Source organism: Litoreibacter albidus, assembly GCF_900107015.1.
In the GTDB taxonomy this organism is placed as follows: Bacteria; Pseudomonadota; Alphaproteobacteria; order Rhodobacterales; family Rhodobacteraceae; genus Litoreibacter; species Litoreibacter albidus.
This window is the reverse complement of the sequence record NZ_FNOI01000001.1, coordinates 37870-62500: the sequence shown is the minus strand read 5'-3', so window position 1 is coordinate 62500 and position 24631 is coordinate 37870. Positions and strand designations below refer to the sequence as shown.

Below are 24631 nucleotides of genomic sequence, written 5' to 3'. Positions count from 1 at the left end.
GTTTAATCCAGCGCCGTGTCGCAACGCTGGCAGACACCCTCATGGGTGTGCGTGCCGACGTCAGGCAGGATTTTCCAACAGCGCTGACATTTGTCGCCGTCCGCCTTGCCGAACACGACAGCGACGCCTTCGGCGTCATCCAGCGTGAACGCGCCTTCGGGGGCGGCGTCTGTCGATACGTTGATGCCGGACGTGATGCACATGTCGTCAAAGTTCACCGTCTTCAACACATCCGCGACATCTGCCCCGACGTAGACCGCTGGTGCTGCCTCCAGAGAGGAGCCGATGACCTTCGCCGTGCGCTCGACCTCCAGCGCGCCAGTGACCACGCGGCGCACCTTGCGCACGGTAGCCCATTTGGCAGCCAGTTCGGCGTCGCGCCAGTCGGCCGGCGTCTCGGGGATGTCTGTCAGGTGGATCGAAGATGCATCGCCCGGGAAGCGTTCCAGCCAGATTTCCTCGCAGGTGAACACCAGGATCGGGGCCAGCCACGATGTCAGGCGGTGGAACAGAATGTCCAGAACCGTGCGTGCCGCGCGGCGTCGCGCGGTATCGCCGTCGCAGTACAGCGCATCCTTGCGGATATCAAAGTAGAACGCGGACAAATCCACCGTCGCGAAGGTGAAGATCGCTTGGAACACGCCTTGGAAGTCGAACTTTGCGTAGCCGTCGCGCACAACCTCGTCCAACTCGGACAGGCGGTGCAGAACCCAACGCTCCAGCTCCGGCATATCCGCCGGATCCATGCGGTCAGCCTCAGAGAAGTCGTTCAAAGAGCCTAACATGAAACGCATGGTGTTGCGCAGGCGACGGTAGCTGTCAGCCACACCTTTGAGGATTTCATCGCCGATACGCTGGTCTTGCGTGAAGTCGGTTTGAGCCACCCAAAGACGCAAGATGTCTGCGCCGTATTGTTGCACGATTTTTTCCGGCACGATGGTGTTGCCGATGGATTTGGACATCTTCATGCCCTTCTCATCCAGCGTGAACCCGTGTGTGACCACGTTGCGGTAAGGCGCGTGGCCTGTGGTACCGACGGATTGCAGCAACGAGGAGTGGAACCAGCCGCGGTGTTGGTCGGTGCCTTCCATGTAGACGTCCGCGATGCCGTCTTCGGAGCCATCTTCGCGGTCGCGCAGGGTGAAGGCGTGTGTACAACCGGAGTCGAACCACACATCGAGAATGTCCATCACTTGGGTGTAATCGTCTGGGTTCACGATGCCGGACAAGAAGCGTTCCTTCGCGCCCTCTTTGTACCATGCATCCGCGCCTTCGGCCTCGAAGGCCTCCAGCACGCGGGCGTTGACCTCTTCGTTTCGCAACAAGAAATCATCTGCGTCCGGCAACGCGCCCACCTTGGTAAAGCAGGTTAGCGGCACGCCCCATGCACGTTGACGCGACAACACCCAGTCGGGGCGTGCCTCCATCATGGAGTGCAGGCGGTTGCGGCCTGATCGCGGGGTCCATTTCACGTTATCGATCTCGGTCAACGCGCGTTCACGGATGGTTTTGCCGTGCGTGTCCTGACCGTCGCCGACCTCTTTGTCGATGGCCGCGAACCATTGCGGCGTGTTGCGGTAGATCACTGGCGCCTTGGAGCGCCAAGAGTGCGGGTAGCTGTGCGTCAGGCGCCCGCGCGCCATCAGCAGATTGCCCGATGCCAACACCTCTATCACGGCCTTATTCGCGTCGCCTTCTTTGCCGTTCGGCTTCAGGATGCGTTTACCACCAAACAGCGGCAAGTCGGCGCGGTAAGAGCCGTCTTCCATGACGTTATATGTCATTGGAAGGCCGAACTTTACGCCGATCTGGTAGTCGTCGTCGCCGTGGCTAGGTGCTGTGTGAACGAAACCTGTACCGGCCTCTTCCGTCACGTGATCGCCGGGGAGCATTGGGACGTCGTAGTCCCATTCGCCTTGTCCGTTCGGCACACCGCGCAGCGGGTGCTTCAGGGTCAGGGCCTCCAGCACGGCGGGGGATGCATCGCGCAAGCGCTCAAAGCCCTCAACGCGGGCCTGTGCAAATATGCCCTCGGCCAATGCGTCCGCGACCAGATACTTCTCACCGACTTTCGCCCAGTTGTCCTCTGCGGCGTCGGTGACCTTATACAGGCCGTAGCTGATCTTCGGGCCGAAACAGACCGCGCGGTTTTGCGGGATGGTCCACGGCGTCGTGGTCCAGATCACCACATTGGTGTTGGCAAAATCTGCGCCGATTTCCTGCGCAGCGGCGGAGGTTTTGTTGTCATCACCGCCAGTGATTTCAGCGACCAAGGCTTCCGTGCCAGCAACGCCGACCACGGGGAACTTCACCCAGATCATATCAGACTTGTGGTCGTGGTACTCCACCTCCGCTTCTGCCAAAGCGGTCTTTTCTACCGGCGACCACATCACAGGCTTGGAGCCTTGATAGAGGGTGCCGTTCATCAGGAACTTTTGAAATTCCTCCGCGATTACGCGCTCGGCATGGAAGTTCATCGTGAGGTACGGGTCATCCCAGTTGCCGGTGATGCCAAGACGTTTGAACTCCTCGCGCTGGATGTCGACCCACCCTGCGGCAAACTCGCGGCATTCCTGACGGAATTCGACAACATCGACGGCGTCTTTGTCTTTGCCTTTGGAGCGGTACTTTTCCTCGATCTTCCATTCGATCGGCAGACCGTGGCAATCCCAACCGGGGATGTAGCGTGCGTCAAACCCCATCATCTGGTGCGAGCGCACGATCATGTCCTTGATCGTCTTGTTCAAGGCGTGGCCGATGTGCAGGTGGCCGTTGGCGTAGGGCGGACCGTCGTGCAACGTGAAGGGTTTGCGCGGCTGGCTTTTCGCCTTTTCGCGCAGCTGGTCGTAGACGCCGATCTTGGCCCAACGCTCCAGCCAGCCGGGCTCGCGCTTGGGCAGGCCTGCGCGCATCGGGAAGTCGGTTTTAGGTAGGTTCAGCGTGTCTTTGTAGGAAACAGTCTCAGGGGTGTCGGCGCACATGTCTGGCGTCCTTTGTCTTCGGATTTGAAAATCGGAGTGGGGTCGGTGCGAGCAGCTCAAACACCTTTGCCCGGCGTCTCATCTTGATCAGAGCGCCGGGGATATAATTCGAATAATGACGATGTTGTATGTCATGTGGGGCTTATAGCCTTGGCTAGACGGTTTCGTCCAGTGCACTTGGATCATCAACGCCCAGCAGTTTCGACAGTGCCGCACCCTGCCCGCTGACATCAGCCAGATTGTAGCCATCCAGCACCTTGAAGAACGCCTCCTGCGCCTCGGCCAACGGGCCGCGCAACCCGCAGGCGGGCGATATTGCGCAGGCCCCGTTCTGCGCGAAGCATTCCGCCACCGCAACGTTGCGCGTTAAGCGGCGCACGACCGCACCTATGCTGATGTCTCTTGCGGGTTTGGCCAAGCTCAAGCCGCCCGCCCGTCCGCGCGAGGACACCACAAATCCGTCCGCTGCCAATGCCGTGGCGACCTTCGACAGATGATGTTCGGAAAGGTGGAATTTAGCCGCGATTTCTGCGACGGACGCCCGACGAGCGCCGCACAGCCGAAGGTAAATCAAGGCCCGCAGCCCGTAGTCCGTGAATTTATCCAGTTGCATACCAAATATTAGCATTTGAAATGCGCAATTAAAAGCGCTAGATATTCCGCATCCGAAATACCCATTATAAGAGGCATCCCGATGACCACCGCAACCACCGCAGAAAAAGTCACTGAATTCCTGCTTTGGCCCGGCACCAAGATCTGCAACCTGTTGGGCATCCCGCCTGCGGATGACATGGGGCTCATCCGTTCCATGTTTAACATGTTGGTCTATCTGTGTGTCTTATTGCCCGTCTTGTGGATTATTCTATGACGGCCATGCCACCAAGGTTTGACATCACCGCCGCACAAATTGAACGGGTGGTCAATAAATTCTATGCCGCCGTTCGCCGTGATCCGGTTCTGGCGCCAGTGTTTGCTGCCCATGTGCCGCGCGACGTCTGGCCCGCCCATGAAGCGAAGATCGCTAGTTTTTGGCGCAACGCCATTTTGTACGAGCGGATTTATGACGGGAACCCCATGCAAAAGCACATGGCCGCGCGCAACGTGCAAGCGGAACACTTCCCGCATTGGCTGGGGCTGTTCGACAAGACGCTGATGGCGGAGCTGCCGCCAGACACCGCGCGTGCGTTCTCCGCCCTTGCGCACCGTATTGCGCGCGGCTTGCGGATGGGCGTCGAAGACCTGCGCACGCCCGAACACGCGCCGCCAACGCTTTAGCCGCGACACTTTTAGGCCATGACGCTAGCCGTTTAACCGCGTAAGCAGGGCCTTATGAGTTATACGATTGCGATTGCCGGTGCAGGCATTGGCGGCCTGACCGCCGCGACCCTTTTGGCCCAGCAAGGGCATTCCGTCACCATCTTTGACCAGTTCGACCGACCGCGTCCTGTTGGCTCCGGTCTGGTGATCCAGCCCGTCGGGCAAGCCGTGCTAGATGAGATCGGCGCGGGTGACGCCGCGCGCGCGAAGGGCAACGCGATCCGGCGTATGCTGGGGCACGAGGCCAACTCTGGCCGCCGCGTATTGGACGTGACCTATGACCACGACCCTGCGGGCACACACGTGGGGCTGGCCATTCACCGTGCATCGCTATTTGACGCCATATTTCAGGCGGCGCTTGGCGCGGGTGTTACCATAACCGCATCCCATCGGCTGATTGGCTTCAGGGATCGGCACTTGCACTTTTCTGACCACGCACCTCAGGGGCCGTTCGATTTGGTCATCGACAGCTCCGGCGTGTCGTCGCCGCTGTCCCAGATGCGTGCGAAACCGCTGCCATATGGTGCGATTTGGGCCACCGTTCCGTGGCGGGACTGCGGCCTCCCGAAAGACCAACTGACCCAAGTGTATCGCCGCGCCGACCGGATGATCGGCATCATGCCATCTGGCACCTTACCAGGATCGGACGTCGCACAAGCGTCTATTTTTTGGTCCATGCCGCGGGGAGCGCACGCCGCGTGGTACGCGGCCCCCATTTCGGATTGGCAGGCCGAGGTCGCGCAACTTTGGCCTGACGCAGCCCCGATTTTCGAGCAAATCACCGACCACGACCAAATGACGATGGCGCGTTATGCGCACGGCACGCTGCGCAAACCTTACGGCGAGAACCTCGCGATTATCGGGGATGCGGCGCACAAGGCGTCTCCGCAACTGGGACAAGGGGCGAATATGGCGATGCTGGATGCCGCCGCCTTGGCCCGTGCGATTGCCCAATATCCGCTGCAAGACGCCCTGCCCGCCTATGCGATGGCGCGGCGCTGGCATGTGCGCATTTATCAAGCGATGTCGTGGGCCTTCACGCCGCAATACCAATCGGACAGCCGCATTTTGCCAGCTGTCCGTGACCACATCCTGTTTCCGGCAAGCCAGATCCCACCCATCCCGCACCTGCTGACACGTCTTGTGCGCGGGAATATGATCCCGCCGATGGCGTCCCTGACACCTCGCGATTAGCCAGCGGGGAACAGCCCCGTTAGCGCGCGGCGCACCAGCCCCGTGACTGACGGGCGGTCTTGCGTCACATAGGGCAACGGGCGGCACACATCCATCGCCGCAACCCCGACGCGGGCAGTTAATGCGCCGTTGATTACGCCTTCCCCGAAGCGACGCGACAGTTTTGAGAGCACCCCGCCCCCCGCGATGGAGCCGATCAGATCGTCGCCCACCGCGACGGCGCCAGTTGCCACCAGATGCGTAAGCACAGCCCGCGTAAGGCGCCAACTGCCCAAGGTGCCTGAACGCCCGCCATAGATTTCGGCAATGCGCCGGATCATGCGCAGGTTTGAGGTCAACGCGGTCACAAGATCAGCCAGCGCCAAGGGTACGATCGCCGTGACCGTGGCGACCCGTCGCGCCGCCGCCTCCACCTCTTGACGCGCTAAGGCATCGAGCGGGGCAAGCAATTGCATCTCTGCCACGCCCAGCACCGCGTCCGCATCAAAGCCGTCGGCACTGCGCGCGGTGACCGCTGCGCGACCCGCCTCCAGTTCAGGGCGGTGCGCATAAAGCGTCATCAGCCGCGTGGATACCGCGCGTGATGCAGTCAGATCCCCCCCCGCCAGCGCCGCATCTGCGTCTTTTCGCAAACCGTCGATCTTTTTCAACCGGCCGATGGCCAGCCATTCCTTACCCGCAATCAGCAGCAAGGAGAGGACAAAAAGCCCAGTCAGCCCCACGGCGACGGCGCCCAACACGGGGCTGCGTTCAAGCAAACCGTTCACGAAGTCCCATGCCGCGACACTGGCTACAAAGCTGACCAAGGCCAGCAGCGCCGACCAGAAGAACTTGGCCAACCGAGACGGGCGATGCGCAGCTATGGCCGCCACAGATTGCATCGCGCGGCCTTGAGGCACCTCATCCGCGATGACGGGGGCTGTTGCGGGGGTGACGTCAGCGGGCGCGTCCAATTCAATCAATACGGGGCGTTTGCTCATCTCAAACGGTCTCCAATCAGGAACTCAGCGGCGCGGTCCAGCCGGATATGCGGCGGCCCCTCCCCCGGTGCCAAGTTCAGTGTGGCGGGGGCAAAATTCATCACCGAGTACTCCGCGTCCAGCCAGCCGTTCGCGCCGTCACGTGCGGCGCCGATGATCTTGGCTGGGTCTGCGGGCAACTCGCCCGGGTAAAATGCGGCTTGCTTTCCGGTGCTCATCAACCGCCCGCGCACCACGTCCAGGCCTTGGAGGTGGTCCTCCGTTGTCGCGCGAAGGGCCGCGATGGACATCGCTTGGGTTTTGGCCCCAGCGAAGTCGGCGCGGTCACGCGCATCGCGCAAAAGCGCTTCCATGATTGCCGTCAAACGTCCGTGCTGGGTGTGATGCAGATGGTCCGCTTTCGTGGCCGCGAACAGTATTTTCTCCACCCGTTTGCCGAACAGGAGCTGCGACAGCCACGCATTCGCGCCTGGCCGGAACGCGCCCAGAATATCGGCCATCGCGGTGCGCAAATCGTCCACCGCTTGCGGGCCAGAATGGATCGCGCCCAGCGCGTCTACCAACACCACCTGCCGGTCAATCCGCGAGAAGTGATCGCGGAAGAACGGCTTTACGACCTTGGATTTATACGCCTCAAACCGCCGCTCGAACTCTCGGTAGAGCGACCCGCGGCGCGCCTTCTCGGGCGCAGGCATCGGCGCAAAGGTCAATACGGGCGAGCCTGCAAGGTCGCCCGGCAATAAGAAACGCCCCGGTGTGTAGTCCGAAAACCCCGCATCGCGGATCGCTTGCAGATAGGCCGTGTAGGCCTCCGCGAACCTTTTCGCCTGTGGCTCGTCCAGCGCCACGCCGCCGTCCGTTGACCGCGCCAACGCGACAAATGCAGCGCCCGCGTCCCGCACATTAGCGCGGGTCAAAGCCTCCTCGGACCAGTCGGCGTAGGATTTATCCATCAAGCCCAAGTCCAGCAGCCATTCGCCGGGGTAGTCCACGATATCAAGATGTACCGTGCGCGGGCCAGACACCATTCCCATCAGCCCCGTGGGTTGCACCCGCATCGACAGGCGCAACTCCGATATGGAGCGGGTGGACACGGGCCAATGCGGCTCCGCCCCTGTCAGCGCCGCCAAATGCGTTTCAAAATCGAAGCGCGGGATGGTGTCATCGGGTTGCGGATGTAGATAGGCCGTCTGAATGCCGCCATCCGCCGCCGCCTGAAGCTGCCCCATGCGCGCGCGATTCATCAGGTTGGCAATCAGCGATGTGATGAACACGGTTTTTCCCGCGCGGCTTAATCCAGTCACGCCCAAGCGGATCGTAGGCTCGAACACACCCGTCACCGATTGCGTAGCACCTTCCACGGTACGGCCAATGCCGTCGACAATATCGTAAAGTATCAAGTCTGCCCCTCGGGTTGTTACCCCTTACATAAGGCGGGGACCGGCGCATGTGTAGGGTCTTGGCACCGTGCGCTAGTCAGGATAGCTGTCAGCCATGCCCCGTTACGCGCTTAAAATCGAATATAACGGCCAGCCCTACAACGGCTGGCAACGCCAAGATGGGCAACCCACCGTGCAGGGGGCCATTGAGGATGCCTTGCGCAAACTGCAGCCCGATTTTGACAAGATCGCCGCTGCAGGGCGCACGGACACTGGTGTGCACGGGTTGGCGCAGGTTGCCCATGCGGATCTGACGCGCGACTGGGAAGTGTTCCGTCTCAATGAAGCGCTGAACTACCATCTGAAACCGCACCCGATTTCCATTTTGGAAATCGCTAAAGTTCACGACGAATGGCACGCACGGTTTGACGCCAAAGAGCGCCGCTACTGGTTTCGCCTCCTGTACCGCCGCGCGCCCGCGACACATGACAAAGGCCTTGTCTGGCAGGTGAACTACCCGCTGGAGGTCGAGCCCATGCGCGAGGCCGCGCAGCATCTGATTGGCTTGCATGATTTTACGACTTTCCGCTCCTCCACATGTCAGGCGCTGTCGCCGGTGAAAACACTGGACGCGCTGGAGATTGAGGAAGTTGCTGTGCCATATGGGGCGGAGTATCGTTTTGCGATCCGCGCCCGCAGCTTCCTGCACAATCAGGTGCGCAGCTTCGTGGGGTCGTTGGAACGGGTTGGCTGCGGCGCTTGGGAGCCCATTCAGATGAAACACGCGTTGGACGCTTGCGACCGTGCGGCTTGCGGCCCCGTCTGCCCTGCCAGTGGGCTGTATCTGGCGGGTGTCGGTTACGACGATGACCCGTTCACCGGACATGCCCCCCAGCACATCTTACCGAAGCCTAAGTCGGCTCGCTAGACGTCATGGACCTTGTGGCGCGTCGCGTCAGTGGTAACGGGCGATGAGGTTTCCAGCGCCGCCGCATCTTGCCTGCACCCGTCCACGTAACGTTTCAGCAGACCCGTGTAGAGCTTGATCTCTTCTTGCTGCGCGGCCAACCGATCCAGCCGCGCCTGAATGGCGCCGGTATGTTGTTGCACGACGTCGTGCATGTGAGGCTCCGACAGGGACATCATGTCAAAAATCGGCGAGACGATGTCGCGGAGAACTTCGACAGCGATCCGCTCGCGTATCGTGGCTGGGGCAACTTCCAGGGATCGCTCCAATAGCAGAAGCTGGGTGGCATCGCCGACATAACGCTCGAACCGCAATTCCACCGCGTTAGGGCAATCATCGTCGGCAACTGGCGTGCCGTACAGCTCCGAGAGACCAATGCCTGGGCTAAAGAATTCGAACTCCGGCTCGGCCAAGGGCTGCGACGCTCGTGCGCAGCGCCTGAGGATTGCGTGGATACAGCGCGCAAAATCGGGAATGAACGTGCTGCCAACGGGCCGCCCCGCGCGAAACACATAGCTGTTTCGGATACTGCCGGACTCGATAACGACAGAGCGAACCACATAATCCCCTGCACTATCGTGAGAAAGCACCACCGCAAGGGTGTCGCCGGTCTCAGAGCTGAAGGGCAAGGCCATCGTCATTGGGGAACTCGATCATTCGTCAGAAACTAAAAGGTAAACAGCGCGCAATGCTTCACGCGGAGTATATCCTAAAAGTTTGCGGCAAAATGATTAACAAAACCTTTACCTTTTCTTAAGTAAATTTCGTTTATCACGTTTGCCCACTGTTTTCTGCCCACGAAAATGCGGACAGAAAACGTGACTGATGTTGCTAGCTTTTCAGCCGGTATCCCGACTTGAATATCCAGCCGATTACCGCGACGCAAACTGCGGTAAATATGGCAATCGCAAACAGGCTTAACCCGATTGAAACCTCCGCCGTGCCAAAGAATGCCCAGCGGAACCCAGAGATCAGATAAACCACCGGATTGAACATGGTGATCGTCTGCCACGCCGGTGGCAGCATGGAAATCGAATAGAAGGAGCCACCAAGGAACACCAAGGGCGTGATAACGAGCAGCGGGATGAGCTGTAACTGCTCGAAATTTTTGGCCCAGATGCCGATGATGAAACCCAATAGAGAGAAGCTGAAACAGGTCATCACAAGGAACGCGACCATCGCTAATGGGTGCGCTATGTTCAAATCAACGAAAGCAAAGGCCGTGGCCAGTATGATAAGGCCAACCAGCAACGCCTTTGTCGCGGCAGCCCCGACGTAGCCGATCAAGATTTCAACGTAGGACACCGGCGCAGACAGCAGCTCGTAGATTGTGCCGATAAACTTCGGGAAATATATCCCGAAGCTTGCGTTGGCGGTGCTCTGTGTCATCACCGACAGCATGATTAAGCCCGGTACGATAAATGCGCCGTAGCTGACCCCTTCTATGGTCTCGATACGCGACCCAATCGCCGTGCCGAAGACCACGAAATACAGGGAGGTCGACAAAACAGGGGAGATGAAGCTTTGCAAAAGCGTGCGGAAGAAGCGTGTCATCTCGAACACGTAGATCGCCTTGATTGCTGTCAAATTCATGTCGCGTCCTCCACCAAGCCAACGAAAATATCCTCCAGCGAAGACTGCGAGGTCGATACGTCTTTCAGCACCAGACCCTGCGCCGCCACATCGCTGAGCAGCGAGGTGATGCCCGTGCGGTCACCTCGCGTGTCGTAGGAATAGATCAAGCTACAGCTGTCCTCCCCCAGAACTAGATCATACGCGGCAAGCGCTGCTGGCACCTCGCCGATCGGGTCTTGCAATTCGATGCATAACTCCTTGCGGCCCATTTGGGCCATCAGGTCCGCCTTGTCTTTGACCAGCAAGATGTTCCCGTCATTGATGACACCGACCCTGTCGGCGATGGCCTCGGCCTCCTCAATGTAGTGGGTCGTCAGGATGATCGTCACACCGTCGGCGCGCAGGCCGCGCACGATATCCCACATGTCTTTGCGCAATTCCACGTCCACACCAGCGGTCGGTTCGTCGAGAAACAGCACGCGGGGCTCATGGCTAAGTGCCTTAGCAATCAGAACACGGCGCTTCATGCCGCCGGACAGCTCCTTAACGCGGGCGTCCTTTTTGTCCCACAAGGAGAGCTGGCGCAAAATGCGTTCTATGTGCGCGTCGTCACGCGGCTTGCCGAACAACCCACGCGAAAACGTCACGGAGTTAATCACCTTCTCGAACGGTTCTAGCGACAATTCTTGGGGCACCAACCCGATCAGGCTGCGGGCCGCGCGAAAGTCGTCCACAATATCATGGCCACCGACCGTGATGGAGCCCGACGTCGCGTTCACCATACCGCAGATGACCGAAATCAGCGTCGTTTTGCCAGCGCCGTTCGGCCCCAGCAGCGCGAGAATTTCGCCCTGTTCAATGTCCAATGACACGCCTTTCAGCGCCTTGAACCCGCTGTCGTAAACCTTGGTGACGTCTTTCGCCGATACAATTGCAGACATTAAAACCTCGTTTAAAACTTGATGCGGTTGTAAGCGGCGGGCCCGTCGAGGAAAACCCCGACTTATGTGCGCGAGATGCAACCGAGTGTGCGCGCGAGGGAACCTCTCTGGAACTCTCTAAACTTTTGAGTAGATTTGCGCTATCCGTCATCCGTGATGCAGTACCAAGTTAACGCGTCACATTGAAACTAGTTGCACTGCCTTCACGTACTGAGGGCACCGCGTTTAACGATTGGGCAAGTACCCTGTGAGCCTACAGCAGATCGACACTATGATAGACTTTGCCATAGCGCAGGTGTCGGATAAACCTGATGGCTACCGCGCGGTGGTCCGCAATCTGGCCGACAAATGGCCAGACGTGACCGGCGCGCAGATGGTGTTCGTGCTGGTGAGCGCCGCGCACGCGATAGAGCAAGTCTTTGACTCCCCGCCGGAGCCCCGCACCGACGCCCAACACACATTTCGCGTGGCGGCCTTATTGGCCAGCGACCTGTTCGCCCTGCAAAATCGCGGATATGTCACGCCAGTGGGCCGTGATCTGACGGCGTACTGGCGCGAAAACGACCCGTTCTTCCTGAACCTTTAGCTGTAGGACGCGCGGATGGCGCGGATGTTGTCGCCATATGGCGCAGGGTCGCTGACGGAGCCCCCCTTGAACACTGCGGAGCCTGCGACCAGAACGTCGGCCCCAGCCTGCACCAACCCTGGCGCGGTCGCGGGTGTCACGCCGCCGTCAATCTCTAAGTGGATCGGGCGGTCCCCGATCATGGCACGCAATTCAGCCACTTTGCTTTCCAGCGGAATGAAGCTTTGCCCGCCGAAGCCGGGGTTCACCGTCATCACACAGACCAGATCCGCGACATTAAGCAAATGCGCCACAGCCGACGCAGGCGTGCCGGGGTTCAACGCAACACCGGCTTTGGCGCCGGCACCGCGGATCGCCTGCAAGGTGCGGTGGATATGCGGCCCTGCTTCGACGTGGGCGGTAATGAAGTCGGCCCCTGCATTGGCGAATTCTTCGATGTAGGGATCAACCGGCGCGATCATCAAATGCACGTCCATCACGGTTTTGATGTGCGGGCGGATGGCCGCGCATGTTGTCGGGCCAAAGCTGATGTTTGGCACAAAATGCCCGTCCATAACGTCCACATGGATCCAGTCGGCACCTTGAGCCTCGACGGCGTCGATTTCGGCCCCAAAGTTGGCAAAGTCAGCAGCGAGTATGGACGGCGCGATTTTTACAGAACGGTCGATGGTCATGACAGAATCCCCAGATGCAATTTCACCCTTCTCCTAACGCGCGCGCTACCGCTTGGGAAGGCAGGCCGCGTCTTGCAACTGGCCCTCGCTTCTGTCACGTTTCGTGCTTCCACACCTGAAGGACGCCCGACGTGAGCACCTTAACACAGACCAAGACGCAACTTCCGCAAGTCCATCTGCCACGCAATCCTGGCATGGCGCTTGACCTTGATTGGGTCGCGCGGGTGCAAGCCAATACCTCCGCGATTGAGCGCCGCGCCGTCAGCCTTCCTGGCAGACGTAGCGTGAAGAAAGACTACCAAGCGGCTTGGCTGCTCAAGGCGGTGACATGCATCGACCTGACAACGCTATCCGGCGATGACACCGTCGGGCGCGTCAAACGGCTTTGTGCAAAGGCACGCCAGCCCATCCGCGCCGACATCCAAGACGCGCTTGGCGTCAGCGGCATGCAAACCGGCGCGATTTGCGTCTATCACGACATGATCGAGACAGCCGTAACGGCATTGGACGGCTCCGGCATTCCCGTGGCCGCTGTATCGACCGGCTTTCCTGCGGGGCTGTCCCCGTTTCACCTGCGCGTGGCAGAGATCGAAGAGAGCGTCAAAGCAGGGGCGCGAGAAATTGACATCGTTATTTCCCGCCGCCACGTCCTGACCCAAAACTGGCAGGCCCTTTACGACGAGATGAAAGCCTTTCGCGCGGCCTGCGGCGACGCCCACGTAAAAGCTATTCTGGCCACGGGTGAGCTGGGCAGTCTGCGCAACGTGGCGCGGGCCTCTCTGGTGTGCATGATGGCTGGCGCTGATTTCATCAAAACCTCCACCGGTAAGGAAAGTGTCAACGCAACGCTGCCTGTGAGCCTTGTGATGATCCGCGCCATCCGCGACTATTTCGACGCAACCGGCTTCCACGTCGGCTACAAACCTGCGGGCGGGATCTCGAAGGCCAAGGATGCGATCACCTATCTGGCACTCATGAAAGACGAGCTGGGCAACCGCTGGCTGCAACCTGACTTGTTCCGCTTTGGCGCGTCGTCCCTTCTAAACGATATTGAACGCCAGTTAGAGCATCACATCACCGGCGCCTACTCCGCCTCCTACCGTCACCCAATGGGCTAAGCACATGACCGTAAAAGACATTCTAGAGACTATGGATTATGGCCCCGCGCCCGAAAGCACCGCTGAGGCATTCGCTTGGCTGGACGGAAAATCCCGCCAGTTCGGCCACTTCATCGACGGCAAGTTCACCGCCCCGACGCAGGACTTCACCTCGAAAAACCCTGCAACGGGCGAAGTTCTGGCGGGCCTGTCCCAAGCCCGCCAAGCGGACGTTGATGCGGCCGTGACCGCCGCCCGCAAAGCGCAGAAGTCTTGGTCAAAATCGGGCCACACCCGCGCCAAATACCTATACGCGCTGGCGCGCGCGCTGCAAAAACACGCCCGCCTTTTTGCTGTCCTGGAGACCCTTGATAACGGCAAGCCGATCCGCGAGTCCCGTGACATTGATGTGCCGTTGGCGCAACGCCACTTTTACCACCATGCGGGCTTTGCCCAGTTGATGGATGCCGAGCTGCCCGACCGCGAGGCCTTGGGCGTTTGCGGACAGATCATCCCATGGAATTTTCCGCTGCTGATGCTGGCGTGGAAAATTGCCCCCGCCTTGGCCATGGGCAATACGGTGGTGCTGAAACCTGCCGAATACACCTCCCTGACGGCCCTGCTCTTTGCGGACATTTGTGAGCAAGTCGGCCTGCCCAAAGGCGTCGTGAATATCGTCACGGGCGACGGCGCCGTGGGTGAAATGATCACCGCGTCAGACGTGGACAAGCTGGCCTTCACCGGCTCCACAGAAGTGGGCCGCATCATCCGTAAGGCCACGGCTGGGTCCGGCAAGGCGTTGAGCTTGGAGCTGGGCGGGAAATCCCCCTACATCGTGTTCGACGACGCCGATATCGACAGCGCAGTGGAGGGGCTGGTTGACGCCATTTGGTTCAACCAAGGCCAGGTCTGCTGTGCGGGCTCGCGCCTGCTTGTCCAAGAAGGCATCGCCGACACCTTCTACCGCAAGTTGAAAACCCGCATGGACGGGCTACGAATTGGCGACCCATTGGACAAATGCATAGACGTGGGCGCCATCGTCGACCCTGTGCAGCGCGCCATGATCGCAGACATGGTCGCGGCCAATGACGAGGGCGAGGTCTACCAGACCGCCGCGCCGGACGGCTGCTACTACCCGCCGACGCTCATCACCGGATTGACCACATCGTCTAAGCTCATGCAGGAAGAAATCTTCGGGCCGGTGCTGGTCTCCACTACTTTCCGTACGCCGGTAGAGGCCGTCGCGATGGCCAACGACACCCGTTACGGGCTGGCGGCGACGATCTGGACCGAAAACGTGAACCTTGCGCTGGACATAGCGCCGCAATTGGTTGCGGGGATTGTTTGGGTGAACTCCACGAACCTGATGGATGCCGCAGCGGGCTTTGGCGGCGTGCGTGAAAGCGGTTATGGCCGCGAAGGCGGTTGGGAAGGCCTGACCAGCTACACCAAGGCGAAAGACGCCCCGAAACCCGCGAAAGCTGTCGTCGCATTTAAGGGTGCCGGCGGGTTGTCAGACCCGATTGATCGCACAGCAAAGCTCTACATTGGCGGCAAACAAGCCCGCCCTGACGGTGGCTATTCCCGCGTGGTTTACGGCCCGAAAGGCGACGCCTTGGGCGAGGTCTCACTGGCCAACCGCAAGGATTTGCGCAACGCGGTCGAAGCCGCGCATAAGGCTAAAAGCTGGAGCAAAACCACTGGCCACTTGCGCGCGCAAATTCTGTACTACCTTGCCGAAAACCTTGCCGCTCGCAGCGCAGAATTTGCCGACCGCATCAAAGCGATGACCGGAAAACAGGGCAAGGACGAGGTTGAGAGCGCGATCCAGACCCTGTTCACCTATGCCGCATGGGCGGACAAATACGATGGTCAGGTGCACGGTGTCCCGATCCGTGGTGTCGCTCTGGCGATGAAAGAACCCGTGGGCGTCATAGCAGCGCTATGCGACGCACGGCCGTTGTTGGGCCTTATCGACGTTCTGGCGCCCGCAATCGCTATGGGCAACCGCGTCGTCATTGCAGCGCCGGAGGCATCCCCGCTAGCCGCCACGGACTTCATCCAAGTGCTTGAGACCTCCGACGTGCCTGCTGGTGTGGTCAACATCCTAACCGGTGATCACCATGACGTCGCATCCCACATGGGCGCGCACATGGACATTGACGCCGTCTGGAGCTTCTCTGGCGAGCAACATACGGCGCCGATTGAGGCCGCTTCGGCCGGTAACATCAAGCGCACCCTGATTGCGCCGGTGCCGCCTGCGCCCAAGGGCATGTTGGAAGCCGCGACAGAAGTGAAAAACATCTGGGTACCATACGGCGAGTAACAAAAAGCGCCCAGACACATCCGTGTTTGGGCGCTTTGTTTAAATCGTTAAGACGACAAGGCGAGGTTTTGCGACCGCAGCACTGCGGCAGGCCTCCATGTTTATGGTCATCCCAGAGGGCAATCTACTGGGAGAAATCTTCACAGCTTCTCCGCCTTCACGCCACGCCTATTTACGTGGCTTGCCCTTCCACGTGTCCAACCATGCCCGAAAGCCGGAACGTTGCTCGTCAGCGTAGTCATCCACCGCGTCCCAAGTTTCGCCAACACTGTCGGTGATCGGGTCAATTTTGGACCGCTTGAACCATTGCATCATGCGGAACAGCCCAAGGCACAGGCCAGCTAGAATGATCAGGATGATAATGTTCAGCCATGGGATAAGCGTCGCATCGGGGTTATCCGTCGGCCGGATGCCAACGGCGTTCGGGAAGATGCTGTAGAATTCATTGCGCCAGCCATAATGCGTCAACACCACCCACTGCGGGTCAGCTTTGGTAGACTGCAGATCGGTGGCTTCGGTCTGCAAATTCTTGGTATCGAACTTGAAATAGGGCGGCCAACCCCAGCCGGTATCCTCGTTGCGGTAGACCATGGGCTTGCCGTTTTTCTGGATGGCTTGGATGAACAAGACATCCCTGTTCGCCCCCGTCACGTCGCTTCCGGAATCGCCTGACGCCCAGAACCACGAGTTTTCGCCATAGTCGATCCGCTGCTCGAACGTGCCGACCACCCGCACCACGTCACGTTGCGGCATGGTGTAATGAAACACCGCTATGACCAGAAGCCAGAACACCAAAACGATCGCATATTTGATCCAACGCAGCATAGCGGAAGGCTCCTTATAGAAAATTAACCACGTAGACCAGAACACCGATCACGAGATAGGGCACCACGAAGACGCCAAGAATGAGTTTGCGGCGCAGCGACGTGTCGTATTCCGCAAGCCCCTGCTCGATAAACAGGTCGCGGTCGCCAGTTTGCACCTCCTCGTCCCATTCCTCTGCCAGCTTGCCGCGCCGCACGGAGCGTGACCAAGCGGATAGGAAGAAGTACACGATCAGCATCAGAATGAACGCGATGATCGAGAGGCGCAGGACGGCGAATATCATCGTTTTCTCCTCATAGCGCCCCAAGGCCCAACCATCTTCACAACGTCGCGCGGCTCAGCCTCCCGCAGCGGTGGCTCCTCCATAGGCGCGTCCCCACTGCCAAACAAGGCCTCGCGAGCGCCAGCTTTGTCCACCTGATACTCGCGTGCAAGGAAATCCGCGACAAAAGCTTTCTTCTGATCCGGCCATGTCTTGTAACGCGCGTAGAACAACTCCTTGTGGCAAATGAACAGCTGGCGCACATCTAGGACCGACAGTTCTGCCAGCAGCATGTTGACCAAGTCGCGGTCCGCGTGCGGCTTCGCGCGCAGGGTGTAGAAGTAGGCGGGGTCGTTGGAGGAGATACGTGGCCACGCCCCGCCTCCCTCGGCCCAGCGCAGCAGCTTGCCCAACGTATGAAACTCTGGCGGCAAAATTTCGGCGTAGCGACGGGCCAAAGCCCGCAGGTCTTGGCGCCTGTAGCTGCTCAAATCCGCATCCATTGTGGCCGCCACGTCGACCACGATGAAGTCCATCTTCTGGCGCAAAATCGCTACGGCATCGACGCCGCGCGCTTTCACGATAGGCTCAACCAGATCGTTGGCGTCTAGAAATTTTGCGATCTTGGTGCGCTCCGACAGGGGAATCGCGGACGCGCCCTTGCCAACAGGCAGCTTTCCCAGATCCTCCTCAGACGTCGCAATCACTGCCGGTTTCTCGACGTCACGGAAGGCATACAGCCCGCCAAAATGCGCGGTCCAGAAATTGCCCTGCTCGTATTCCGTGTGGCCCAACTTAATCGGAACCCGCGTCACGTCACCGGTTTTATGGGCCAGTGTGATCATCTCGGCGATCAGCACGTCGTCCCACCACGCATCGTCGCGGGTGCGGAATTCTGCGATCATGCCGTCCAACTTTCCCGCCTCAGCCACGACGCCGGAGGTCGTGTCGGCCTCCACCCGTATCTTGCGAATGTCGAACAAATGCGCGGGCTTGGTCACGTTGTAGACCGAGTTCACCAGCTCCCCCGCCACCGCGTCGCGTGCGGTCAGGGCAAACAGTTGCGCCTCGTTGGCATCGATAAACTGCCGCAAAATCCCGCGCGAGGTGGAGAATTTGGCCTCTAGAAGCGGCGCGGTTTTCTGCTCGGTCGAGAGCAGGATAAACTGCCGGTTGCAGCCCTTGGGGTTGAGATACAGATGGTCGCCCAACTCCTCGCCAACCTCCGGCGCGTAGCCGGAGATATCGACGTGAAAATCCGTCAGCGCGGTCTCCTTGCCCGTCAGATGCTTGAGAGCGCGGTTGTAGCGATCCGCCATAGCCTGCCCGCTCACATGGAACAGGTTGCCATACATCAAGCCCTTTTCGATTAAGCGCATCATTGGTCAGGGCCCTCCGCGCCGTCGCCGCGGCGATAGATTAACAAATAACTAAACAGCGCGCCCACCCAGATGGCGATGCAGAACATGATCGACAAGCTCAGGAACATCTCCCCGAACCCCTCCGTATGCCCCGCATAATTCGCCCCCGTGGGCGTAAGCGCGCCGCACAGGTAAGCCGTCACCGCCCATGCGAGCAGGATGGGGGCGAGGAGGATTGGGAGGAGCAATAGCCTCATTACCAAGCAGCCTTCAGACTGAGTACCATAATGTGATTAATGGAATTGGTGTCATTCATCAGGTGTTTCCGTTTATGTATTTCTCACAGCAATGCCAGCCCCTGCCCCTTGCCAGAAATTTTTGCCTCTACAAATCTCGGCGAACGCTTCACGATATCTTCAAAATATTTTTGATCTTTTGTACCACCCGTTATTTGAATGGCCCGTTCATAAGTGATTGCAAAGAAGCCTTTGGAATTCATATAGGCAATAATGGAGTTGATCGATTTTTGGTCATCGGCAGAAAAGTCTGCGACCGTCTCTGTCGCAGGACCATCATTTGAAATTTCCCCACCTTCTTTTAGTGCGTTTTTGATTCTCTGAAGCAACATCTCCCAAGTCGAAGCCGTATGGTTTCTAAAATCTAAATACTGAATTGGCTCGATACGAGGGTGCCTATCACAGCCTTCAATCATCACGGGAATTATAGTTTTTTGTTGAGCAATACCACGAGCCCACTCATATGTGACGTATTGAGACTCACAAGCCGATTTCGACAGGATTACAATTAAAACACTTGCGGCGGTTATGCCGAGATCAATCGACTGTCGCCACTCGTCCCCAGCAATCAAAGAACTACTATCTCGCCAAACTTTTATATTGCCGTCTAAAAGTTTACTCTCAAGCAATTCAGCGAAAAACCTATCCTTACGAGAATAGCTTAAAAAAATTTCACTCACCCCTTCCCCTCCAAATACCGCCGCTTCGCCTCTTCGCTCAGCCCGAACTCCCGCACCATATTGGCAATCGCCACCTCGTCCGACTTGTCGGCATAGCGGAACTCGCTATCGGCGTAGCGGTTGATTTCTTGGATCACCATATCGACCGTGATCGGCTGGCGCAGCTCCTCGATCATTCCTTTCTTTTCGTCGTAGGATTTGAACAGGAACAGGTCCGGCTCCTCCATCCACTCGTCCGGCAGCTCGAAGTCCATCGCCCGCACCTTTACAGCGTCGGTGATGTTCTTGATTGCGCGGCCGGTGAAGCGGTGGTCGGCCTCTTGGATGCCCTTCAGATATGTCCCCAGCTTGGCGATGGTATCGAGTGCACCAATATCCTTTGATACCCTCTCATAAACCCGTAGCAGCCCGTCCTCGTGAGGCTTCGCGTGCCCTTCGAAAGACGCCGCGACGGCCTTTTTGATCTCCTGCGCGGCGAAAGGCTCGAAGTCGCCCAGCGGGATGTCGTGGTTCTTGCCCATCAACAAGTTAAGGATGTCGATGTAGTCGTCCCGCGTCTGCGGCCCATCCACCAAGAAGCGCGCACCTGCGCGTTGGCGCAGCGCGTCGTCCACATTTTCGGGGTAGTTCGAGAACATCCCGAACGTGCAGTTGCCGCGCACCACGGTGTTGGCCCCCGCGAAGCTTTCCATCAGCACGGCGGTGATTTCCAACTGCCCCGCGCTTGATTGCCGATCACCGCGCTTCCCCGCAAGCTGGTCGATATCGTCGATTGTGCCAAAGCCGATCACGTTCGGGTCGATTACATTGTTGATAAATGCCTTCGCGTTCTGGCCCGACTTGCCCTGATAGCTGTCGATGTTGTCGGTGCTCAGGTTCTGGTAGCGGAAGGGGTAGCCCGCGGTCTCGCAATAGCCCGACATCAAACCCGCCATCATCTGGATCAGCGTTGTCTTCCCCGTGCCGGGAGCACCGTCCCCCATGAAGGTGAAGATGAAGCCGCCAAGTTCCGCGAAAGGGTTCAGCTTGCGGTCGAAATCGTAAGCCATCAGCATCTTGGCCAGCTTCATCGACTGGTACTTGGCGATGTGGTTGCCGACGACCTCATTGGGCTTTTTGAAGCTCATCGTGAGCTTACTGCCCCTTGCGGCGGAGGCTGGCGTGAAGCCGTTGATCGTCAGATCGTCCGCCTCGACGCGGTAGGACGCGCCGTTAAAGGCCTCCAGACGTGGCGTGTTTTGCGCGCGCAACGCGGCTTTCTCCATCACCTGCTCGGCGTATGCCAACACGGTGGCGACCAGCGTCGCGTCATCCTTGGCGAATAGGGTCAGGTCCTGATCCAACTCCCACAAGGTGCCGTGCAGGGCCAGCTGCGCGTTGTCAGTCAGGATTTCCTCGACCGTGCCAATCTCGATGGTGGTTTCGCTGGCCTGTGATGCCAGCAGGTAGGACGTGGCGTTTGCGAAGGTGAACAGCGTGGCTACAGCCTCTGCGGCCAGCAGTTCGCCGAACTCGGCGCGGCGCGCCTCCGCGACGCGGCCAGCGAGGTTGTCCTTCTTCAGCTCCGCCAATCCGGTGGCCTCGGAGAATGCCTCCCCCACTGCCAAGGCAATCGCCAAAGCGCGGCGCATACCGTGGAGCACGCTGGCCTGCACGGCGGACGGCAACGCGTCATCGCCAACACCTTCAACGCGCTCAATCAGGCGCACGCCTTCAGGGCGCGCGGTGGAGCGTGTCACAAGGCCGGGCGTCGTGGAGCGGAAGCGGCGACGCGTGCCAAGTCCTGCGGATTTCTCGGTTTGTGCCGCCTCTTTGGCTTTGGCAATCCTTGGAGTGTGATCCACCCCTTCCAGCATGGCGACAGCCGCATCGTAATGCTTGCGAATGTCTTCTTCGGTCATTTCCATAAAATCGGCTGATTGGCTCATATTTTCTCCGATGGCGGGTTAAATCCCGCCCTACCTACTATCTATACGATACGACGCGCCCAGCGGGGCTGACGACAAATTTGCGCACATCTTTGAACCCAGCAGGGTTCTTTTCAGCCAGCACTTGGAAAGGGCGTTGGGGCAAAATGACTGCGCGTTCTATGCTGGTGGTGCCCGTCTCCGCTCCGCGCCCTGCGAATGGGTCGAGTTTGAAAATCTCCCGCTCGACCGAGCTGAACCAGCCTTTTTTCTCCATCTCCGTGCGCTCGGAATGCAGATCCTCAACGGTCCACGCCAACGTCCAGTCGTCGCCGACGGCGCCTTGCGCTTCTTCCAGAACTTCGCGGATCGGCCCCGTTTGCAGTGTGAAAGCGGATGAATACATCGGCCCCACGTGGATGCGCCGCAGCCGTTTGGGGTGCAGGTCGTCAAAGTCGCGGTCAAAGCCTTGGGCGATGGTCAACAGTTTCAGCCCCGCCGAGCCTTGCGCCGTTAGATGGGCCTGCGCGGACGGCCAGCGACGTGCGTCTTTGGGCAGGGCCACATCACCGGTATCCTCGACATCCATCAAGTAGATGGTCGGCACGTTTTGCTGGCTGTCATAGACGGCCCAGTGCAGCATGTAGGTGCGGCGATCTTCTTTGTTGCCGGTCCAGAGCGCGTGTGGATCATTGGTAGCCCAGAACAATCCACCCTCCGCCAAGGCCTCATAATAAGACCGCTGGGACATGGCGAATTGCAGTTTTGTCGGCACGGTCAAGTCGCCCACGATCTGGCGCACCATCTCGTCTTTCAGCTGCTCGCGCGTGCGCATGCCTGCCAGATGGGCTTCGGCCTGCTGGGCGTCATTGGCCATCTTCATCAGTTCCGCGAACACCGGAAAGCCGCTTTCATGGCGGTCAATCGACAATGAGCCGAAGAACACGCCCGTGTCCCGCCCCGTCAACAGGTACTTGTGGCTTAACGCCCCGAAGGTCCGCGCGATGCGGGCCACATATTCCGAGATGATGCCGACATCCGTCTTGGAGAACGTCCGCTCCACCTCCATCTCGGCGGCTACGCGGGCCAAATGGCCGGTGATCCGCTCGAACTTGGAGAAATACCGGCGCGCCGCGAGGTCGTCGGTTAGGCCGGAGTGGTCTTGGGTGAGGTTTAGGTCTTTAGTCATCCTGCTCCCGCCTCATTTCTGTCAGTCCATGTTTTCGGGAGTCAGGTTCCATCAAGCCCCATACAGGTTCTTGTCGTGCTTCTCGACGATCTTCTCGAAGCGTCGTGCAAACCGTTCGTCGGCTTTCGCCTTCTGCTCCAGCACCTTGCGGGCGAAGACCATTTGATCCTCGTGGGCTTCCATCATCTCGGTCATGCGCGCGTTGGTCGCGGCACCGATACCGGCCATGGCGGATTGCGCCTCTTGGTCGGTTTTTACGCCGATTTCGTTGATCTTGTGAGCCACATCTTGCTGTTGCGCCGTCTTCAAGGATTTGGTCAACGCATCATAGAGGACGACGCGTTGCTTGGTGTCGGTCTCCAGCTTGTTGATCAGCACCATCTGCGTTGCCGCTTGGTTCTGCAGACTGTCGATCCAAGTTTTGCCCTGCTCGATATAGCGTTCCAGCGTTTGCGATTTAGCGAGCTTCACCTGCTCCGCTTGCACCTTCTCATTGTAGAGAGAGTTCAGGCCCGCGAGTTCCGTCTCCAGCTTGGTCCGTGCGGCGGCGTCTTGCTCGACGGAGATTTTGTTCTCCAACTCAATGATCTTCGGGTCCATCGCCACGATCTCAGCACGGAGGGTTTCCAGCTCACCCACGGTGAATTCGCGGTCGTCCAGCGTGACGGTCAGGTTGCCTTCAACCTTCTCTTTCTGCTCGTTCAGCATCGCCAACTGGCCCTGCAACAGCGCGACGATGGTGTCGGACTTCCCGATCAGGTCTTGCAGTTTATCGTCAATCGACGCGGTGCGCATGCGTTCTTGGCGCAGGCTTTCGGATTTACCTTTAGAGAAAATACCAACGAAGCTTTCCCAGCCGGTCTTCTCGCGCATTGCGGAAAAATCCTCGGAAAAGCCGGATGTCACATCATCCAGCCCCATGATCAGTTCCGCGATATTTGCGTCCATGGCTGCCGTATGCGCGTGGACGTCTTCCAACGACGCGTTCTCGATATCCAACTCCAGCACGTCACCCGCTTGCAGCTTAGCGCGGGCGGTTTCAATCTTGCTGGTCATCTCGGAAATTTTTGCCTGCGCTTGGGCCACTTGCTCTTGGCTTTCGCGAACCTGCGCGTCGAAATTGGCCATACTTAATATCCCTCGTCCAAATGTTATTGCCATTTACATAATGGCGTGAATTGCTGTTTTAAAGAGTTTGCCACGCCAAACCCGCTCCACGCTACAGGAAAAGGGAGCGAAGGCCGCATTTTACGACAACGCCACTCTTAACATAGGACTTTGCGCGTCACGCAGGTCATTAATCACGTCAAAATGGTGCCGCCCGGGCAGGATCACATGCCGTGCGTCCCACGCCCGCGCCAACCATGTCGCCTGATCTAAAAATACCGGACGCTCCTGAGCGCCGACAACCACGGTCACCGGAACATCGGGCATGGGCCGCCCTAACGCGGGGCTTTCGGCGGCGGCCTCCGCCGCGTCCAAGCGCAACGTGTCGTTCATCGTCAAATTCAACAATGGCCGCAGGTCCGACACGGGGGAGATTGACAATACGTGTGAAAGCCTTGCCGTGACCTGCGCCGGCAACACGCCCTGCATCGCCATGCGCGCCACCAGATGCCCACCCGCAGAATGCCCCGCCAACACAATCGGGCCATCGACCCGCTGCGCCGCCTCGGTGATGCCGTTGGCGATATGAGCGGTAATCTCACTGATCCGTGCGTCTGGCGCCAGCGGATAGCCGAGGTGCGCAATTGACCAGTCAGCCATCAAAGCGCCTTCGCCAAAGCAGGTCCAATCGTCCTTGTGGCGCGACAGCCAGTATCCGCCGTGAACGAATACAAACAGCCCGTTGGGTCCTGAGTCTGGTTGGATCAAATCGTATATGGCGCGCGGATGATCGCCATAAGCCAGATCGTATTCGCCTGCATGTGCTTCGCGAAACTGTGCCGACGCGGCCTCCCACGCATCTGCATAGCTTTGCGCGTTCGGGATAAAGCTGCCGTTTTCATATTGCAGATCAAGCTCTTGTTGGGTTCTTGTCATTTTTTTTAAACTTTTTTCCAAGGATTGACGCCGCCAATACGTCCTACCATC

The 24631-nt window shown here is 59.0% G+C and carries 24 protein-coding genes; 7 read left to right on the top strand and 17 right to left on the bottom strand.

Annotated elements, in window-relative coordinates:
- Nucleotides 1–2: 2 nt before the first annotated feature.
- Nucleotides 3–2981, bottom strand: coding sequence for an isoleucine--tRNA ligase (gene ileS, locus BLW66_RS00330; RefSeq protein ID WP_089943288.1), 2979 nt, complete (start codon nt 2979–2981; stop codon nt 3–5).
- Nucleotides 2982–3135: 154 nt separating this feature from the next.
- A complete protein-coding gene (locus tag BLW66_RS00325; protein WP_089945572.1) occupies nt 3136–3594 on the bottom strand; it encodes an RrF2 family transcriptional regulator in 459 nt (152 codons plus the stop codon).
- An 81-nt stretch (nt 3595–3675) separates the two neighbouring features.
- On the opposite strand from BLW66_RS00325, the gene BLW66_RS17825 reads away from it, so the two are divergent.
- The 3 genes from BLW66_RS17825 to BLW66_RS00315 are packed head-to-tail and all read left to right on the top strand — an operon-like array spanning nt 3676 to nt 5492.
- Nucleotides 3676–3849, top strand: a complete 174-nt coding sequence (locus BLW66_RS17825; RefSeq protein WP_170833348.1) for a hypothetical protein — start codon at nt 3676–3678, stop codon at nt 3847–3849.
- Entirely contained in the window at nt 3846–4256 is a 411-nt protein-coding gene (locus BLW66_RS00320; protein ID WP_089943285.1) for a group III truncated hemoglobin, read from the top strand. The genes BLW66_RS17825 and BLW66_RS00320 overlap by 4 nt, the downstream gene beginning before the upstream one ends.
- A 54-nt stretch (nt 4257–4310) precedes the next feature.
- Nucleotides 4311–5492 (top strand): FAD-dependent oxidoreductase, encoded by a 1182-nt coding sequence (locus tag BLW66_RS00315; protein WP_089943282.1) that lies wholly within the window; start codon nt 4311–4313, stop codon nt 5490–5492.
- On the opposite strand, the gene BLW66_RS00310 is transcribed toward BLW66_RS00315, so the two are convergent.
- Together BLW66_RS00310 and BLW66_RS00305 are read right to left on the bottom strand one after the other, a co-directional pair.
- A complete protein-coding gene (locus tag BLW66_RS00310) occupies nt 5489–6472 on the bottom strand; it encodes a YcjF family protein (RefSeq protein WP_089943280.1) in 984 nt (327 codons plus the stop codon). The genes BLW66_RS00315 and BLW66_RS00310 overlap by 4 nt on opposite strands.
- The gene (locus tag BLW66_RS00305) at nt 6469–7872 is read right to left on the bottom strand and encodes a YcjX family GTP-binding protein (protein ID WP_089943276.1); all 1404 of its coding nucleotides are present in this window, start codon (nt 7870–7872) and stop codon (nt 6469–6471) included. Before BLW66_RS00305 ends, BLW66_RS00310 begins: the two co-directional genes overlap by 4 nt.
- A 94-nt stretch (nt 7873–7966) precedes the next feature.
- On the opposite strand from BLW66_RS00305, the gene truA reads away from it, so the two are divergent.
- Nucleotides 7967–8779 carry a tRNA pseudouridine(38-40) synthase TruA gene (truA, locus tag BLW66_RS00300; RefSeq protein ID WP_089943273.1) on the top strand — a complete coding sequence of 271 codons (813 nt, stop codon included), beginning with the start codon at nt 7967–7969 and terminating at the stop codon, nt 8777–8779.
- On the opposite strand, the gene BLW66_RS00295 is transcribed toward truA, so the two are convergent.
- From BLW66_RS00295 to BLW66_RS00285, 3 genes are all read right to left on the bottom strand, one after another.
- On the bottom strand, nt 8776–9459 hold the full coding sequence (locus tag BLW66_RS00295; protein WP_089943270.1) for a hypothetical protein: 684 nt from the start codon (nt 9457–9459) through the stop codon (nt 8776–8778). The two genes, truA and BLW66_RS00295, sit on opposite strands and share 4 nt — an antisense overlap.
- Before the next feature lie 190 nt (nt 9460–9649).
- Nucleotides 9650–10411: an ABC transporter permease gene (locus BLW66_RS00290; RefSeq protein WP_089943267.1), complete on the bottom strand. Its 762-nt coding sequence runs from the start codon at nt 10409–10411 to the stop codon at nt 9650–9652.
- Nucleotides 10408–11334 carry an ABC transporter ATP-binding protein gene (locus BLW66_RS00285; RefSeq protein WP_089943264.1) on the bottom strand — a complete coding sequence of 309 codons (927 nt, stop codon included), beginning with the start codon at nt 11332–11334 and terminating at the stop codon, nt 10408–10410. Before BLW66_RS00285 ends, BLW66_RS00290 begins: the two co-directional genes overlap by 4 nt.
- A 271-nt stretch (nt 11335–11605) precedes the next feature.
- Between BLW66_RS00285 and BLW66_RS00280 the strand changes: the two genes are divergently transcribed.
- Nucleotides 11606–11920: a hypothetical protein gene (locus BLW66_RS00280; RefSeq protein WP_089943261.1), complete on the top strand. Its 315-nt coding sequence runs from the start codon at nt 11606–11608 to the stop codon at nt 11918–11920.
- On the opposite strand, the gene rpe is transcribed toward BLW66_RS00280, so the two are convergent.
- A complete protein-coding gene (gene rpe, locus BLW66_RS00275) occupies nt 11917–12594 on the bottom strand; it encodes a ribulose-phosphate 3-epimerase (protein ID WP_089943258.1) in 678 nt (225 codons plus the stop codon). The genes BLW66_RS00280 and rpe overlap by 4 nt on opposite strands.
- A gap of 131 nt (nt 12595–12725) precedes the next feature.
- On the opposite strand from rpe, the gene deoC reads away from it, so the two are divergent.
- A complete protein-coding gene (deoC, locus tag BLW66_RS00270; protein ID WP_244508518.1) occupies nt 12726–13712 on the top strand; it encodes a deoxyribose-phosphate aldolase in 987 nt (328 codons plus the stop codon).
- Between the two features lie 4 nt (nt 13713–13716).
- A complete protein-coding gene (locus BLW66_RS00265) occupies nt 13717–16017 on the top strand; it encodes an aldehyde dehydrogenase family protein (RefSeq protein ID WP_089943255.1) in 2301 nt (766 codons plus the stop codon).
- Between the two features lie 168 nt (nt 16018–16185).
- On the opposite strand, the gene BLW66_RS00260 is transcribed toward BLW66_RS00265, so the two are convergent.
- From BLW66_RS00260 to BLW66_RS00220, 9 genes are all read right to left on the bottom strand, one after another.
- Nucleotides 16186–16842 carry a DUF1523 family protein gene (locus BLW66_RS00260; RefSeq protein WP_342027806.1) on the bottom strand — a complete coding sequence of 219 codons (657 nt, stop codon included), beginning with the start codon at nt 16840–16842 and terminating at the stop codon, nt 16186–16188.
- 13 nt (nt 16843–16855) lie between these two features.
- Nucleotides 16856–17125, bottom strand: a complete 270-nt coding sequence (locus tag BLW66_RS00255; RefSeq protein WP_342027805.1) for a hypothetical protein — start codon at nt 17123–17125, stop codon at nt 16856–16858.
- The gene (locus BLW66_RS00250; RefSeq protein ID WP_089943252.1) at nt 17122–18486 is read right to left on the bottom strand and encodes a DUF6638 family protein; all 1365 of its coding nucleotides are present in this window, start codon (nt 18484–18486) and stop codon (nt 17122–17124) included. The genes BLW66_RS00255 and BLW66_RS00250 overlap by 4 nt, the downstream gene beginning before the upstream one ends.
- Nucleotides 18483–18722 (bottom strand): hypothetical protein, encoded by a 240-nt coding sequence (locus tag BLW66_RS00245; RefSeq protein WP_089943249.1) that lies wholly within the window; start codon nt 18720–18722, stop codon nt 18483–18485. Before BLW66_RS00245 ends, BLW66_RS00250 begins: the two co-directional genes overlap by 4 nt.
- Nucleotides 18723–18805: 83 nt before the next feature.
- Complete coding sequence (locus BLW66_RS00240) at nt 18806–19441, bottom strand: toll/interleukin-1 receptor domain-containing protein (RefSeq protein ID WP_089943247.1); 636 nt, start codon at nt 19439–19441, stop codon at nt 18806–18808.
- Nucleotides 19438–21369, bottom strand: coding sequence for an AAA family ATPase (locus BLW66_RS00235; protein WP_089943244.1), 1932 nt, complete (start codon nt 21367–21369; stop codon nt 19438–19440). Before BLW66_RS00235 ends, BLW66_RS00240 begins: the two co-directional genes overlap by 4 nt.
- Nucleotides 21370–21406: 37 nt before the next feature.
- Nucleotides 21407–22537 (bottom strand): hypothetical protein, encoded by a 1131-nt coding sequence (locus BLW66_RS00230; RefSeq protein ID WP_089943239.1) that lies wholly within the window; start codon nt 22535–22537, stop codon nt 21407–21409.
- A gap of 51 nt (nt 22538–22588) precedes the next feature.
- On the bottom strand, nt 22589–23665 hold the full coding sequence (locus BLW66_RS00225) for a hypothetical protein (RefSeq protein ID WP_089943237.1): 1077 nt from the start codon (nt 23663–23665) through the stop codon (nt 22589–22591).
- A 120-nt stretch (nt 23666–23785) separates the two neighbouring features.
- Nucleotides 23786–24580 (bottom strand): alpha/beta hydrolase, encoded by a 795-nt coding sequence (locus tag BLW66_RS00220; RefSeq protein ID WP_089943234.1) that lies wholly within the window; start codon nt 24578–24580, stop codon nt 23786–23788.
- Between the last annotated feature and the right edge of the window lie 51 nt (nt 24581–24631).

What these genes read in the sequence shown, in the direction of transcription:
- BLW66_RS00320 (WP_089943285.1), top strand. Translation starts at nt 3,846, where the DNA reads ATGACGGCCATGCCACCAAGGTTTGACATCACCGCCGCACAAATTGAA.
- BLW66_RS00290 (WP_089943267.1), bottom strand. Translation starts at nt 10,411, where the DNA reads ATGAATTTGACAGCAATCAAGGCGATCTACGTGTTCGAGATGACACGC.
- rpe (WP_089943258.1), bottom strand. Translation starts at nt 12,594, where the DNA reads ATGACCATCGACCGTTCTGTAAAAATCGCGCCGTCCATACTCGCTGCT.
- BLW66_RS00285 (WP_089943264.1), bottom strand. Translation starts at nt 11,334, where the DNA reads ATGTCTGCAATTGTATCGGCGAAAGACGTCACCAAGGTTTACGACAGC.
- BLW66_RS00235 (WP_089943244.1), bottom strand. Translation starts at nt 21,369, where the DNA reads ATGAGCCAATCAGCCGATTTTATGGAAATGACCGAAGAAGACATTCGC.
- BLW66_RS00295 (WP_089943270.1), bottom strand. Translation starts at nt 9,459, where the DNA reads ATGACGATGGCCTTGCCCTTCAGCTCTGAGACCGGCGACACCCTTGCG.
- truA (WP_089943273.1), top strand. Translation starts at nt 7,967, where the DNA reads ATGCCCCGTTACGCGCTTAAAATCGAATATAACGGCCAGCCCTACAAC.
- BLW66_RS00280 (WP_089943261.1), top strand. Translation starts at nt 11,606, where the DNA reads ATGATAGACTTTGCCATAGCGCAGGTGTCGGATAAACCTGATGGCTAC.
- BLW66_RS00260 (WP_342027806.1), bottom strand. Translation starts at nt 16,842, where the DNA reads ATGCTGCGTTGGATCAAATATGCGATCGTTTTGGTGTTCTGGCTTCTG.
- BLW66_RS00265 (WP_089943255.1), top strand. Translation starts at nt 13,717, where the DNA reads ATGACCGTAAAAGACATTCTAGAGACTATGGATTATGGCCCCGCGCCC.
- BLW66_RS00255 (WP_342027805.1), bottom strand. Translation starts at nt 17,125, where the DNA reads ATGATATTCGCCGTCCTGCGCCTCTCGATCATCGCGTTCATTCTGATG.
- BLW66_RS17825 (WP_170833348.1), top strand. Translation starts at nt 3,676, where the DNA reads ATGACCACCGCAACCACCGCAGAAAAAGTCACTGAATTCCTGCTTTGG.
- BLW66_RS00315 (WP_089943282.1), top strand. Translation starts at nt 4,311, where the DNA reads ATGAGTTATACGATTGCGATTGCCGGTGCAGGCATTGGCGGCCTGACC.
- BLW66_RS00220 (WP_089943234.1), bottom strand. Translation starts at nt 24,580, where the DNA reads ATGACAAGAACCCAACAAGAGCTTGATCTGCAATATGAAAACGGCAGC.
- BLW66_RS00325 (WP_089945572.1), bottom strand. Translation starts at nt 3,594, where the DNA reads ATGCAACTGGATAAATTCACGGACTACGGGCTGCGGGCCTTGATTTAC.
- BLW66_RS00230 (WP_089943239.1), bottom strand. Translation starts at nt 22,537, where the DNA reads ATGACTAAAGACCTAAACCTCACCCAAGACCACTCCGGCCTAACCGAC.
- BLW66_RS00245 (WP_089943249.1), bottom strand. Translation starts at nt 18,722, where the DNA reads ATGAGGCTATTGCTCCTCCCAATCCTCCTCGCCCCCATCCTGCTCGCA.
- BLW66_RS00225 (WP_089943237.1), bottom strand. Translation starts at nt 23,665, where the DNA reads ATGGCCAATTTCGACGCGCAGGTTCGCGAAAGCCAAGAGCAAGTGGCC.
- BLW66_RS00310 (WP_089943280.1), bottom strand. Translation starts at nt 6,472, where the DNA reads ATGAGCAAACGCCCCGTATTGATTGAATTGGACGCGCCCGCTGACGTC.
- ileS (WP_089943288.1), bottom strand. Translation starts at nt 2,981, where the DNA reads ATGTGCGCCGACACCCCTGAGACTGTTTCCTACAAAGACACGCTGAAC.
- BLW66_RS00250 (WP_089943252.1), bottom strand. Translation starts at nt 18,486, where the DNA reads ATGATGCGCTTAATCGAAAAGGGCTTGATGTATGGCAACCTGTTCCAT.